This is a genomic window from Mesorhizobium sp. YIM 152430 (genome assembly GCF_029210365.1).
Lineage (GTDB): Bacteria > Pseudomonadota > Alphaproteobacteria > Rhizobiales > Rhizobiaceae > Aliihoeflea.
This window is the reverse complement of sequence record NZ_JARGES010000018.1, coordinates 1-13,354: the sequence shown is the minus strand read 5'-3', so window position 1 is coordinate 13,354 and position 13,354 is coordinate 1. Positions and strand designations below refer to the sequence as shown.

Sequence of the window (13,354 nt, the reverse complement as noted above, 5' to 3'; positions counted from 1 at the left end):
CGGCGACTGGCCGAAGGATGCCTTCCCGGCGCCCATCAAGTCAACAAATAATCTCATTCAATGAGATTTGTTCTCGCCATTCTCCACCCTGCCGCGCAGCAGGGAGTCGCTCACCAGCCGCGCTGTCGCCTTCACGTCGGCCGCGATCTTCTCGATCGCCGCGCCGTCCACCAGATTGCCGGCGATGGTGACGCAGACGCTGGCGACCGGGCTGCGTCCCGCGTCGAAGACCGGCGCCGCGATGCCGACGACGCCCGGCGTCACCTCGCCATAGGCGACGCTCACGCCCGCCTTGCGCACCTTCTTCAACTGCTCCATCACGTCCTCGACGCTGCTGCCGAGGCCGACCGCGCGCAGGTCGTCCATGGTGCGCTCGACGAGCGGCACCAGATGCCGGCGCGGCAGGAAGGCCATGATCGAACGGGCGATGGCTCCGCGCCCGAGCGGCATCGGCCGGCCGCGCGGATAGGAGGACAGCGGGTTCTTCGTCGAGGTGTCCGAATCGACGCAGAGCAGCCGGTTGCCATACCAGCGCACCAGAAGCGCCGTGCAACTGTATTTCGATGTGAGATTCTTCAGATGCGCCGAGCCGTTGATGATTAGCGGGTCGGACTTGCGCATCAGATAGTCCATCTCGACCACCTTCGGGCCGAGCGTGAAGCCGGTATTGGGCATGGAGGTGAGAAGTCCTGCCTCCTTCAGCGTCTTCAGATACCGATAGAGCGTCGGCCGGCTGTAGCCCAGTTCATCCATCAGTTCTTCGGGCGTCCACTCCAGACGGTCCTCGCTGAAAACCTCGAGGACTGCGAGAACCTTTTCGAGACTGTTGCCTGCCGTTTTCGTCAAGACACCGCGCTTTCCCCTGATTTCATCATTTGCATCGCTCCCCTGTAGTTGATCGCCATCAGCAGGATTCCGAGTGCGACGCCGACGACGTCGGTAACGACCGCGCCAGGAAACGCGCCCGCCGGAACCAGCGCCAAAAGCCCCGCCGCGCCGAAGGCGAGCCGCATCATGGGCGACAATCTCGACGCGAAATAGCCGGCCAGTGCCGCCGACACAAGCCAGACGCCGACCCCGGCCGTCACGACGGCGATTGCGATGTCCATGGGCTCGCCGATCATGACGAGCGTCGGCGAGAAGACGAAGAGGAACGGCACCACGAAGGCCGCCCAGCCAAACTTCATCGACGCCCAGCCCGTTTTCATGGCAGGCGCCTGCGCGATGCTGGCGGCGGCGAAGGCGGCGATCGCGATCGGCGGCGTGATCATCGACATCATGCCGAAATAGAGCACGAAGAGATGGGCGGCGATCGGCTCGATGCCCACCTGGACGAGCGCCGGCGCGACCAGCGCCGCAAGCAGCACATAGACGCCGAGCGTCGGCAGTCCCATGCCCAGAACGATGCACACGAGCGCCGACAGGACCAGAAGCACGACCGCATTCCCGCCGCCGAGCTGAACCAGCGCATAGGTCAGGTTGAAGGAGAGGCCGGTGACGTTGAGGACGCCGATCACGATGCCGGCCGCGGCCGAAATGATGATGATCTCGACAACGGCGCGGCCCGTCTCGGCAAAGGCGCCGAGAAGCGCGCCGATTTTTGGGCGAACCGACTGATAGCCGAAGACAAGCCCCGTGATCACCACGCAAAGCCCGCCGGCGAGCGCCGAGCGTTCGGGCTGCCAGTTGAGCGCGAAGAGCGTGTAGATCAGGACCGCGAAGGCGAACAGGAAATGCAGGCCGGTCGCGACGCTGCGCCGCGCGGGCATGTCGGCCTTCGGCACGCGCGAAATGCCCAGCCGGGCGGCTTCGAGATCGGCCTGGATGAACAGCGCCACATAGTAGATCAGCGCCGGAACCAGCGCCGCGAGCGCGACCTGCGCATAGGAAATCTGGAGGAACTCGGCCATCAGGAAGGCGGCCGCGCCCATTACCGGCGGCATCAGCTGGCCGCCGGTCGAGGCGACGGCCTCGATCGCGCCGGCCTTGTGCGCGGGATAGCCGTCGCGCTTGATCAATGGAATGGTGACGACGCCGGTCGCCGCGACATTCGCCACCGCCGAACCCGAGATCGAGCCGAACAGGCCGGACGCCAGCACGGCAATCTTCATCGAACCGCCGCGGAACCGTCCCATGCCCAGAAGGGCCGCGTCGGTGAAGAATTTCGACCCGCCGGTGAGCCCCAGAAGCGCCCCGAACAGGATGAAGGCGACGACGACGGTCGAGGCGACCGCCATCGGCAGGCCCAGGATGCCGTTCGAATCGAAGGCCATGTAACCCGACAGCATCTGCCAGTTCTGCGCGCGGCCGGCGAGCCGTCCCGGCACGTAATTGCCGAACAGGGCATAGAGCAGGAAGACGAGGATGATGACGACGAGCGCCCAGCCCGTCGCGCGCCGAACCGCCTCGAGCAGGAGCGCGATGACGATCAGGCCCGGCACCCAGGCCGCGGCGGGCCGCGCGAAGATCAGATTGACGACCTGCGGGTAGCGCATGGTGATGTAGGCGACGGCGACGAAGGCGATGACCGCGAGCGCGACGTCATACCAGGGCGCCTTGATCCTTCGGCTGTCGCGCCTGGCCGGCAGCGACAGGAAGGCGATCGGCAGCGCAAAGGCCAGGATCGCCGCCATGAACTGCTGCGGGTAGAAGGAGACGCCCAGCATCCGCGGCACGCCGAGCGAATAGGCAACGGCAAGCAGCGTCAGCCCGACGGCGAGAAGCCCCGACAAGGGCCGCCAGACGGCTTCGGGCAAGCCCGGCTGCGACGGGCGCTCAAGGGCGGAATTCATCATGCACACTCTGGTCGATCGAGGCCCCGCCGCAACGGGCGCGGGCGAATGCCGGGCGCCGCATCATGCGACGCCCGCAAAAGGCCGGCCCTATTCCTGCCAGATGCCGACTTCCTGATAGAAGCGAATCGCACCGGGGTGGAATTCGGACGCGCCCGTGTCGCTCGCCATGTCGGCCGGATCGAAGGCGTTGAAGGGCGGGAAGGTCTGCGCCATCGCCTCCTTGCTCTCATAGATCGCCTTGGTCATCTGGTAGACCGTCTCCTCGTCCACGCCGGCATGGGTGAAGATCACCTGCGGATAAGCGAAATAGGTCGAGGTTTCCTCGACGCCGGGCGCGTTCGGGCCGGGTTCCATGGTGACGAAGAAGCCGACCGGCCAGTGCTCGCGGATGGTCGCGAGGTTTTCCTCGGTTTCCTCGATCGGCAGGGCGCGCAGTCCGCCGACCGCGGCGTCCGCCTCGCGCACCTTGCCGGCGCCATGGGCGAAGATGAAGCCGACAGCGTCGCCCGCGATGAAGGCGTCCGCGCCGCCGACCACGCTCGGCACCTGCACCGGCTGCATGTCGGCCCGCGTCATGCCGGCCGTCGCATACATGGCGTCGAGCTGCGGCAGGATGGTGTTCTGCGCCGTGTAGCCGTCGACCATCGGCTGGCCACGCAGATCCTCGATCGAGCGGATGTCGCTGTCGGCGCGCACGAAGATCGCCTCGACCAGCGGCATGACATGGCCAACGATGCGCAGGTCTGGATTGACCGAACCGGTGAACCACTCCTTGCCCTCGAGCGCGTAGTTCACTTCCTGAAGATTGGCGGCGCCGAACTCGATGCCGCCCGAGGCGACGAAAGGAATATACTGGTTCGGGCTCGTCGCCGGCTGGATCGTCGCGTTGAGGCCGGCCTGGTTGGCGGCATTGGCGACGGCCGTGCCGATATTGTGGAAGATCGAGCCTGGGTTGGACGTGGCGATGCCGACGGCCTGCGCCGAGGCATGGCCGCCGGTAACGAGAGCGGCCGCAATGACGGCCGAGGCGAGTGCATATTTCATCGGTTTCCTCCGGTTTGTGCCTCCGTACCGCCACCTCGAGACGATACAAAATCCCATAAAGAGAGATTTTGTGCGATTATGCACTTGCGTTTGCGTCGATGACAAGGCCATTTTTACCATGGGGCAAGACAGGCTGCGGCAATGACGGAATCACGCGTTTCGTCGTTGCCGCTCCTTCCCCGCATGAAGTCGAGGAGACAAAAGGGTGGAGACGATGGACGGTCACGAAGGCGGCGTCGCGACGCAAACGGGGGCCGAAAGCCTCCTTGTCGGGCTGAAGGCGAGCGGCATCGACTATCTCTTCGCCAATGCCGGCACCGACTTCCCGCCGATCATCGAGGCTTTCGCGACGCTCGACCCGCAATCCGTTCCCGTTCCCGTCACAGTGCCGCACGAGACGGCAAGCGTCGGCATGGCGCATGGCTATTACCTCGTCACCGGCCGGATGCAGGCGACCATGGTCCATGTCAATGTCGGCCTCGCCAATTCGGTGATGGGCGTCATCAATGCGGCGAGCGACAACATCCCGGTCATGGTCCTGTCCGGCCGCACGCCGATCACCGAGCGCGGCCGCAAGGGCGCGCGGATGACGCCGATCCAGTACGGGCAGGAAATGTATGACCAGTCTTCGCTCGTCGCCGACAGCGTCAAGTTCCATTACGAGATGCGCTATCCCGAGCAGGGCGAAATCCTCGCCCGGCGCGCCGCCGTGCTGGCGCAATCCGAGCCGTGCGGGCCGGTCTATGTCAGCCTGCCGCGCGAACCGCTCACCGAGCGCGTGCCCGAAACCATCGGCCGCGCGACCTCCGCGCAGGCCGTCTCCACCCGCGCCTTTCCCGATCCCGATGCGATCGCAAAGGCCGCCGGCTGGCTCGCCGCCGCCAGGCACCCGGTCGTGCTGTGCCAGCGGGGCGATCCGGCCGGCCGCGTCGGTGCCGCGCTGGCCCGCCTCGCCGCCGATTTCGCGGTCGGCGTGTGCGAGCCCTTCGCGATCCGCAACGTCATGTCGAGCGCGGACCCGATGTTCCTCGGCAACGACCCGAAGGCGGCGCTCGAGGGGGCGGATTTCGTCCTCGTCGTCGACAGCGGCGTGCCGTGGATCGAGGCCGTGCATCGGCCGGACCCGGCCGTGAGAATCGTCCAGATGGGCGCCGATCCGCAATTCGAGCGGATGCCGATCCGCGGCTACCAGTCCGATCTGGCGATCACCTCCGATCCCACTGCCGGGCTCGAAGCGCTGCACGCGGCGCTCCTTGGCCTGAAGGTCGACCCTGATGCCCGCAGGGACGCGATCGCCGCGCGATCTTCGGATCGCCGCCGCGCCATGACTGAGACCATCGAGGCCGGCAAAACGTCGCCGATGGGCGCGGAGTGGCTGTCGAAATGCGTGTCCGACATTCTCGGCAATGACGGCGTCGCCTTTTCCGAACTGGGCATCGTGCCGGGCGCGATCGACGCCAAAGGCCCCAACCGCGTCTTCTGCAACCCGCATTCGGGCGGCCTCGGCTGGGCGCTGCCGGCCGCGCTCGGCGCGCAGCTTGCGGACCGAGACCGGCTCGTCGTCGCCTGCGTCGGCGACGGCTCCTACATGTTCGCCAACCCCACCGCCTGCCACCAGATCGCCGAAGCGCTCGGCCTGCCGCTTTTGACCATCGTCAAGAACAACGGCATGTGGAATGCGGTGCGCCGCTCGGTCGTCAACGCCTATCCGCAAGGCGCGGCGGCCAAGGCCAACCGGATGCCGCTGACCTCGCTCGAACCTTCGCCCGACTACACCATGCTGGCCTCCGCCAACCGCGCCCATGTCGAGCGCGTCGAGAACGGCGCGGACCTTCCCGCCGCGCTCCAGCGCGCGCTGAAGGTGATCCGGGAGGAAAAGCGGCAGGCGATGATCGAAGTGCGCGTTGCGATTTCGGATCGCTACTGATCGCGTCTATCCTGCCTCAAACAGGGGAATCGCCATGACCGTCATCATCACCGGGCAGGATCTGACCATCGCGGACATCCGCGCCGTCGCCAGGGGCGCCAAGGTCGCGCTGACCCACGATCCCGCGATCCTCGCGCGGATCGACAAGTCGCGCGAAATCATCGCCGGCGGCGTCGAACGCGGCGAGCAGATCTACGGCGTGACCACGCTCTTCGGCGGCATGGCCGACCAGTATGTCGGCCCCGACCTTCTCGCCGACGTCCAGCGGATCGCCGTCTGGCAGCACAAGAGCACGACAGGTCCGCGGCTTCCGGCAGAAGACGTGCGCGCGGCCATGCTCCTGCGCGCCAATTCCTTCGTCAAGGGCGCGTCGGGCGTGCGCCGCGAGATCATCGAGCGCTATATCGCCTTCCTCAATGCCGGCGCGCACCCGCATGTCCATCAGCGCGGCTCCATCGGCGCGTCCGGCGATCTCGTGCCGCTCTCCTATATCGGCGGCGCGGTGATCGGCCTCGATCCGGCCTTTCTGGTCGATCTGGGCGGCGAAACGCTCGACGCCCATGCGGCCCTCGCCCGCCTCGGTCTCGCACCGCTGGCGCTCCAGCCGAAGGAGGGGCTGGCGCTCAACAACGGCACCGGCGCCTCCACCGGCATCGCCGCCAATGCGACCGCCCGCACGCTCGACCTCGCCTCGCTCGCGCTCGGCATCCATGCGCTCTACGCGCAGGCGATGCTGTCCACCGACCAGAGCTTCGATCCGTTCATCCACGCCATGAAGCCGCATCCCGGCCAGATTTGGGTAGCGCGGCAGATGGGCCGCCTCGTCGACGGCTCGAAGGTCATCCGCTCGGAAGCCGCGGGTGGCCGCAGCCACCGCATGGGCAGGCTGATCCAGGACCGCTATTCGCTGCGCTGCCTGCCGCAATATCTCGGCCCCGTCGTCGACGGCATCGCCACCGCCGCGCGCCAGATCGAGACCGAGGCGAACTGCGCCAACGACAACCCGCTGATCGACCCCGATACCGGCGAGATCTTCCACACCGGAAACTTCCTCGCGCAATATACCGGCGTCGCGATGGACGCGCTGCGCTATCATGTCGGGCTCATCGCCAAGCATGTCGACGCGCAGATCGCGCTCCTGATGACGCCGGAATTCTCCTACGGCCTCAATCCCTCACTCGTCGGTAACATGGAGGCCGGCATCAATGTCGGTCTGAAATCGCTCCAGATCGGCGGCAATTCGATGATGCCGCTGATGAGCTTTTACGGCCAGTCCATCGTCGACCGCTTTCCGACCCATGCTGAGCAGTTCAACCAGAACGTCAACAGCCAGGCGATGAACGCGGCCAATCTCGCCCGCGAGACCGTCGACGTGCTGGAACATTATCTTGCGGCGGCGCTGATGATTGGCGTTCAGGCCGTGGAACTGCGCGCCAAGCTCGTTGCTGACAGCTACGACGCCCGCAAAATCCTGTCCGAGGCGACAAAGCCGCTCTACCTCGCGGCGCGCAAGGCGGCCGGCGGTGCGCCCGATGCGGCCCGTCCGCTTCACTGGGACGATCTCGACGGCTTCATCCAGCCCAAGGTCGAGGGCATCCTCGCGGATGTCGCGGCAGGCGGCGCGATCATGCACGCGGTCGCCGACGTGCGCTCCGCCTGGGCGGATATGTAAAGTTCGTGTCACAGGAAACACACGCGCGGCGAATGCACGGCCGCGCACCCGCATTGAAAGTTGACAGCAACGCTCAACAATAATAGCTGGACGGGGATCGTCCTACCCAGCCACCCGGCAAGGCACGCGGCGTCATTTTTGGCTCAAGTGTTTTCCGGGGGACGGAATGAAGGCGCGTTTGGTCGCGGCTGCCGGTGCGGCAGCGTTGGTATTGGGTTCGGGCGCGCAGGCGCAGGATTCGACGGTTCTGGAAACGCTCGTCGTCGAGGGCGGCGAGGCGCAGCAGACCGGCGGTCCGAAAGGCGAGACGATCGCGCAGGAATCGTCCTCGGCGACGAAGACCGGCACCCCGATCATCGAGACGCCGCGCTCCGTCAACGTCATCACCGAGCAGCGCATCGCCGATCAGGGAATGCAGTCCGTCCAGGATGCCCTGCTCTATACGCCCGGCGTCTTCGGCGCGACCTTCGGCTATGATTCGCGCGGCGACTGGTCCTATGTGCGCGGCGTCTCCCCGGTGCAGTACCGCGACGGCTTGCAGGAGATCTTCGGCTTCTACAACAATGTGCGCCCGCACCCTTACGCACTGGAGCGCGTCGACATCGTCAAGGGCCCGGCCTCGACGCTCTACGGCCAGAGCTCCATCGGCGGCATCGTCAACCTGACCAGCAAGATGCCGCAGGCCGAGACGAGCCGCGAGGCGTTCGTCGAATACGGCACGCATAACCGCAAGCAGATCGGCGTCGACATGACCGGCGCGCTCGATGCCAATGGCGAGTTCCTCTACCGCTTCGTCGGCGCCTTCCGCGATTCCGACACGCAGGTCGATTTCGTCGACGACAATTCCTACGTCTTCGCGCCGTCCTTCACCTGGGCGCCGAGCGAGGATACGAGCCTGACGGTGCTGTTCAACGCGCAGCGCAACGAAACCGGCACCTCGACCCAGTTCCTGCCCTGGCAGGGCACGGTCTTCCCGGCGCCGAACGGCCCGATCGCCGACAGCGTCTTCCTGTCCGAGCCCGGCTTCGACCGCTACGACACCGAGCAGAAAACCGTCACCGCGATCTTCGACCACCGCTTCAACGAGGTCTGGTCGATGAGCGCGCGGGCGCGCTATTCGGACAGCAATGCCGAATACTACACGATGTATCCGACCTTCCCGCCGACCATCAATCCGGACGGGCGCACCATCGACCGGGTCGTCTACGTCTCGGAGGCCGACGTCCAGGCATTCACCGGCGACGTGCGCTTCAACGCCAACACCTTCACCGGCGCGCTGGAGCACAAGATCGCCTTCGGCATCGACCAGCAATATGTCAATCTGGGCAATGCAAGCTTCTACGGTCCTGCATCGCCCATCGATCTCTACGAGCCGGTCTATGGCAACCTGCCTCTCGTGCCCGGACTGTCACCCCGGACGGTGACGAACACGCGCCAGACCGGCTTCTATGTCAGCGACCAGATCCGCTACGACCGCCTGTTCGTGTCGGGCGGCCTGCGCTACGACATCGCCCGCGACGGCGCCGGCAACACCGACAACGTGCTGTCGAAGGATGTCGGCCTGCTCTATGCCTTCGACAACGGCATCTCGCCCTATGTCAGCTATGCCGAATCCTTCCTGCCGACCGCCGGCACCGACGCATCCGGCACCCCGTTCCGCCCCCGGCGCGGCAACCAGATCGAAGCCGGCATCAAGTATCAGCCTGTCGGCTCGCCATCGATCTTCACTGCGGCCGTCTTCCAGATCGAGGAAAACGGCCGCCTCGTCGGCGATCCGACCAATCCCGGCTTCCAGGCCCAGCTCGGCGACGTGACGATCAAGGGGTTCGAACTCGAGGCCCAGACCAAGATCAACGAGGAGTTCGAGCTTCTCGCCGGCTACTCCTATCTCGATACGAGGACCTCTGCCGGCTTCCGCCTCGCCAGCACGCCGACCCATCTGGCGAGCGCCTGGGGCACGTGGCGTCCCGGCGGCGAGTGGGAGGGCTTCAAGGCCGGCGCGGGCGTGCGCTATGTCGGATCGAGCCTCGACGGCGCCGACAACGTCAAGACGCCGTCCTATGTCCTTGCCGACGCGATGATCGGCTTCGAGGCCGAGAACTGGGACGTCACGCTCAACGCGCGCAACCTGTTCGACAAGAAGCACGTCACCACCTGCCTTGCGCGCGGCGACTGCTTCTATGGCGAGCGCCGCACCGTCGCCCTCAAGCTCACCTCGAAGTTCTAGAGGCGCGCATGGGCGTCGCGCTCGACAGGAACCAGGCCGAGACCGCGTTCCTCGACGCGGTCCGCACGGCGATGCCGGGCATCGACGCCGGATTTTCGGCCACGCCCTTGGGCTGGCTCGGCGCGGGCGACGACAAAACGGTCATCGCCCGCCTGCATGACGAAATCGCCTCCGCCCATATGCCGGCCGGACGCGCCTATCATGCGGTTCGAAGCTGGTCGATGCTGGTCTGGCAGCCCGCCATGGCCGGCATCATGGCCGTTCACGGCCAGAACCTCGCGCTTCCCGTCGACCGCATCGGCCAGTGCGTCACCGATGGCGTCGTCTACGGCTTCCGGCTGCCGGCAGGCCAGAGCCTGCGCACCGACCTTGCCGGCATGATCGACCTGACCGCGATGCGCATCCGCGCCATCGCCGACCATTTCTACGCCGAACTGTGCGCCATCGCCCCGGTCAAGGAGAAGATCGCCTACCGGCTGCTCGCCGACCGCATCCTCGGCACTCTCGTCCATCTCCACGCGCATGAGCCGCATCTCGGCGTCTGCGCCCATGCCGATCGCTGGCTCGCCGCCGCCGGCCTGTCCGGCATGAGCGGGCTTGCCGATGTGCGCCTTGCCAGCGGCGCGCTCCATCCCGTCCTCGACCGCAAGCAGTGCTGCCTCCATTATCTGTGCGAGCCCGGCACGCTTTGCCAATCCTGCCCGAAACAGCCGCGTGCGCTGCGCATGGAGCGGATGCAGGCCTATTGGAGCGCCCATGCTTGACCTCGCCGACATCGAGATGCGCCATGGCGCGCGCACGGTCCTCTCCGTGCCGGAACTCTCCCTCTCCGGCAGCGCCTTCACCGCCATCATCGGCCATAACGGATCGGGCAAGTCGACGCTGATGAGCCTGATGGCACGCCAGCAGAAACCCACCGCCGGCCGGCTGATCCTCGACGGCACCGACCTTCACGGCCTTTCGCAGGGCGACCTCGCCCGCCGCCTCGCCTTCCTGCCGCAACAGCTTGCCGACGTGCCCGGCCTCGACGTGCGCGAACTGGTCGGGCTCGGCCGCTATGCCTGGCGCGGCGCGCTCGGCATCTGGAAGGACGAGGACCGGCAGGCCGTGGAGGATGCGCTCGCCGCGACGGACCTCACCGGCTTCGCCTCGCGCATGGTCGACCAGCTTTCCGGCGGCGAGCGCCAGCGCGCCTGGATCGCGATGCTGATCGCCCAGCAATCGCCGCTCCTCCTTCTCGACGAGCCGACCTCCGCGCTCGATCTCGTCCACCAATATGGCGTCATGTCGCTCCTGCGCGGGCTGAACCGCACCGCCGGGCGCGGCATCGTCGTCGTCCTGCACGACGTCAACCTCGCCGCCCGCTTTTCCGACCGGATCATCGCTCTGAAGGACGGCCGCATCGCCTTCGACGGCGCGCCCGCCGAACTCATGTCCGGCCGCCTCTTGAGCGAACTCTACGGCATCGACATCCGCCTCCTGCCGCATCCCGACGATGCCCACCCGATCGCGATCGTTGCCTGAGATGATGTCGATCTTCCGCCGCGCCGTTATCGCGGCCCTTCTCGCCATGGCCTCGCCCGCCGCCGCGCAGACGACGATCACCGACAGCCGGGGAACGCAGACCTTCGCCGAAATCCCCCAGCGCGTCGTCGCGCTGTCCTGGGCGGTCGTCGAGCAGTTGGTGGAACTCGACGTTCCGCTTCTCGCCGTCGCCGATCCCGAAGGCTACGCGCTGTGGGTCGTCCAGCCCGCGCTCGATCCGGGCGTCGAGAATGTCGGCCGTCGCGACGAGCCCAATGTCGAGCGCATCGCCGAACTCAGGCCCGATGTGATCGTCATCTCCGACGACCAGGCCGAACTCGCGCCCGTCCTCGAACGCATCGCGCCCGTGGTTCATTTCACCCTCTTCAGCCTCGACCACGACAATGCCGAGGCGACTCGCACCAGCTATCTGGAGCTTGCCCGTCTCTTCGACCGCGAAGCCCTTGCCCGCGAGCGCCTCGCCGGGCTCGACGCACAGCTTGCCGATCTGCGCGGCAGGGTCGAAAGCCATTTCGGCGCCGACCTGCCAAAGGTCACCGCCATCAGCCTGATGGATCAGGCGCGGGTGCGCGTCCATGGCGGCAATTCGACGTCCGAGGCCGCCCTTCTCGCCCTCGGCCTCAAGCCCGCCTTTCCGCAGCCCGCGACCACATGGGGTTTCGTGCAAAAGCGCGTCGAGCAGCTCGGGACGATCAAGGACGGCATCATCTTGAACATCGAGCCGTTCCGGGCCGCCGACCAGCTCTTTCCCTCGCCGCTCTGGCGGGCCATGCCCTTCGTGCGCGAACGCCGTTTCGCCAGCGTCAAGCCGAGCTGGACCTTCGGCGGCGCCTTCTCCATCGGCTATCTCGCCGAGGCTTTCACCGAAGCGTTGCTGACCGTCGAGCCATGACGATCCGCATCGCTCTTTGCCTGGCCGCGCTCGTCGCCGCCACGCTGATCCATCTCGGCGTGTCGAGCCCGCTGCCGCTGGCGACGAAATGGGCGCTGGCGACGGGCCTTGCGCCCGATCTCTTCGAGGAAGTCCGCTTCTACCACTCCGTCCTGCCGCGCCTCGCCATGGCGCTTCTTTGCGGCGCGGCCCTCGGACTTTCCGGCGCGATCATGCAGGAGGCGACGCAGAACCGGCTTGCCTCACCGATGACGCTCGGCGTCTCCGCCGGCGCCCGCGTCGGGCTCTATGCCGCGACCGTCTTCGTGCCCGGCCTTGCCGCCGCCTATGGCGAATGGTTCGCGCTCGCCGGCGCCTCGGCCACCATGGCGCTGGTCCTTGCCATCGCCGGGCGGCAGGGCATCGGCGGCCTGCCGATCGTGCTCGCCGGCATGGCGCTGAACCTGCTGCTGTCGGCCGTCGCCGTCACGCTCATCATCATGAACGAGTTCTACGTCCGCCACCTCTTCGTCTGGGGCGCGGGCGACCTGACCCAGATCGACTGGCAGGGCGTTGCATGGCTCTGGCCGCGCCTTCTCGTCGCGCTGCCCTTCGCGCTTCTGCTTTCGCGCCCGCTGACGCTCCTGCGGCTCGGCGAGCAAGGGGCTTCGGCAAGGGGCGTGCCGATCCTCCAGGTGCTCGGGCTGGCACTTCTCGTCGCGCTGTGGCTGACGGCAAATGTCGTCGCCATCGTCGGCGTCATCGGCTTCATCGGCCTCATCGCGCCCAACATCGCCCGGATGGCCGGCGCGCGCTCGACGCTCGACCGGCTTCTCGCCAGCATCGTTCTCGGCGCGGCGCTGATGGTCGGAACCGACGCCATCGCGCTTTACGGCTCCAACTTCACCGCCGACATGATTCCAAGCGGCGCCACCGCTGCCCTCGTCGGCGCTCCGGCGCTGATCTGGCTTGCCGCGCGGCAGATGAAGGCGCGCGACCATCTGCGCTTCTTCCTGCCGAGGGGCCGCGACCGCATGTCCGTGTCCGCGCTCATCGTCCTCACCCTCGTGGCCGCCGGCATTCTCGCCGCCTCATTCGCCGTCGCGGTCACCGGCGAAGGCTGGCGCGTCGAATGGCCGAGCGAACTCGTCTTCGCGCTGCGCTGGCCGCGCATCGCCGCCGCGGCGGCCGCCGGCGTCGCGATGGCCATCGCCGGCGTCGTCCTCCAGCGCCTGATCCGCAACCCGCTCGCCAGCCCGGACATCATGGGCAT

General features: G+C 66.8%; 10 protein-coding genes. 7 read left to right on the top strand and 3 right to left on the bottom strand.

What is annotated here, in order from left to right:
• Positions 1-57 precede the first annotated feature (57 nt).
• The 3 genes from PZ895_RS02580 to PZ895_RS02570 form a co-directional block, all read right to left on the bottom strand.
• Positions 58-846: an IclR family transcriptional regulator gene (locus PZ895_RS02580; protein WP_275837469.1), complete on the bottom strand. Its 789-nt coding sequence runs from the start codon at positions 844-846 to the stop codon at positions 58-60.
• The gene (locus PZ895_RS02575) at positions 843-2,795 is read right to left on the bottom strand and encodes a TRAP transporter fused permease subunit (RefSeq protein WP_275837468.1); all 1,953 of its coding nucleotides are present in this window, start codon (positions 2,793-2,795) and stop codon (positions 843-845) included. The genes PZ895_RS02580 and PZ895_RS02575 overlap by 4 nt, the downstream gene beginning before the upstream one ends.
• Before the next feature lie 87 nt (positions 2,796-2,882).
• Complete coding sequence (locus tag PZ895_RS02570) at positions 2,883-3,839, bottom strand: TAXI family TRAP transporter solute-binding subunit (RefSeq protein ID WP_275837467.1); 957 nt, start codon at positions 3,837-3,839, stop codon at positions 2,883-2,885.
• A gap of 214 nt (positions 3,840-4,053) precedes the next feature.
• Here PZ895_RS02570 and PZ895_RS02565 point away from each other — a divergent pair, with 214 nt between their 5' ends.
• The 7 genes from PZ895_RS02565 to PZ895_RS02535 form a co-directional block, all read left to right on the top strand.
• Entirely contained in the window at positions 4,054-5,766 is a 1,713-nt protein-coding gene (locus PZ895_RS02565) for a thiamine pyrophosphate-requiring protein (RefSeq protein ID WP_275837466.1), read from the top strand.
• A 34-nt stretch (positions 5,767-5,800) separates the two neighbouring features.
• Complete coding sequence (locus PZ895_RS02560; RefSeq protein WP_275837465.1) at positions 5,801-7,438, top strand: aromatic amino acid ammonia-lyase; 1,638 nt, start codon at positions 5,801-5,803, stop codon at positions 7,436-7,438.
• Positions 7,439-7,604: 166 nt separating this feature from the next.
• A complete protein-coding gene (locus PZ895_RS02555; protein ID WP_275837464.1) occupies positions 7,605-9,665 on the top strand; it encodes a TonB-dependent siderophore receptor in 2,061 nt (686 codons plus the stop codon).
• An 8-nt stretch (positions 9,666-9,673) separates the two neighbouring features.
• Complete coding sequence (locus PZ895_RS02550) at positions 9,674-10,429, top strand: siderophore ferric iron reductase (RefSeq protein WP_275837463.1); 756 nt, start codon at positions 9,674-9,676, stop codon at positions 10,427-10,429.
• A complete protein-coding gene (locus PZ895_RS02545; RefSeq protein ID WP_275837462.1) occupies positions 10,422-11,189 on the top strand; it encodes an ABC transporter ATP-binding protein in 768 nt (255 codons plus the stop codon). Before PZ895_RS02550 ends, PZ895_RS02545 begins: the two co-directional genes overlap by 8 nt.
• A 1-nt stretch (position 11,190) precedes the next feature.
• Complete coding sequence (locus PZ895_RS02540; protein WP_275837926.1) at positions 11,191-12,102, top strand: iron-siderophore ABC transporter substrate-binding protein; 912 nt, start codon at positions 11,191-11,193, stop codon at positions 12,100-12,102.
• Positions 12,099-13,354: iron chelate uptake ABC transporter family permease subunit (locus PZ895_RS02535; RefSeq protein WP_275837461.1), on the top strand; the 1,256-nt coding region annotated here is incomplete at its 3' end. The genes PZ895_RS02540 and PZ895_RS02535, both read left to right, overlap by 4 nt.

Bases quoted from the DNA above. Each gene is read 5' to 3' on its own strand.
- PZ895_RS02560 (WP_275837465.1), top strand. From the start codon at position 5,801: ATGACCGTCATCATCACCGGGCAGGATCTGACCATCGCGGACATCCGC.
- PZ895_RS02555 (WP_275837464.1), top strand. From the start codon at position 7,605: ATGAAGGCGCGTTTGGTCGCGGCTGCCGGTGCGGCAGCGTTGGTATTG.
- PZ895_RS02540 (WP_275837926.1), top strand. From the start codon at position 11,191: ATGATGTCGATCTTCCGCCGCGCCGTTATCGCGGCCCTTCTCGCCATG.
- PZ895_RS02565 (WP_275837466.1), top strand. From the start codon at position 4,054: ATGGACGGTCACGAAGGCGGCGTCGCGACGCAAACGGGGGCCGAAAGC.
- PZ895_RS02570 (WP_275837467.1), bottom strand. From the start codon at position 3,839: ATGAAATATGCACTCGCCTCGGCCGTCATTGCGGCCGCTCTCGTTACC.
- PZ895_RS02550 (WP_275837463.1), top strand. From the start codon at position 9,674: ATGGGCGTCGCGCTCGACAGGAACCAGGCCGAGACCGCGTTCCTCGAC.
- PZ895_RS02575 (WP_275837468.1), bottom strand. From the start codon at position 2,795: ATGATGAATTCCGCCCTTGAGCGCCCGTCGCAGCCGGGCTTGCCCGAA.
- PZ895_RS02545 (WP_275837462.1), top strand. From the start codon at position 10,422: ATGCTTGACCTCGCCGACATCGAGATGCGCCATGGCGCGCGCACGGTC.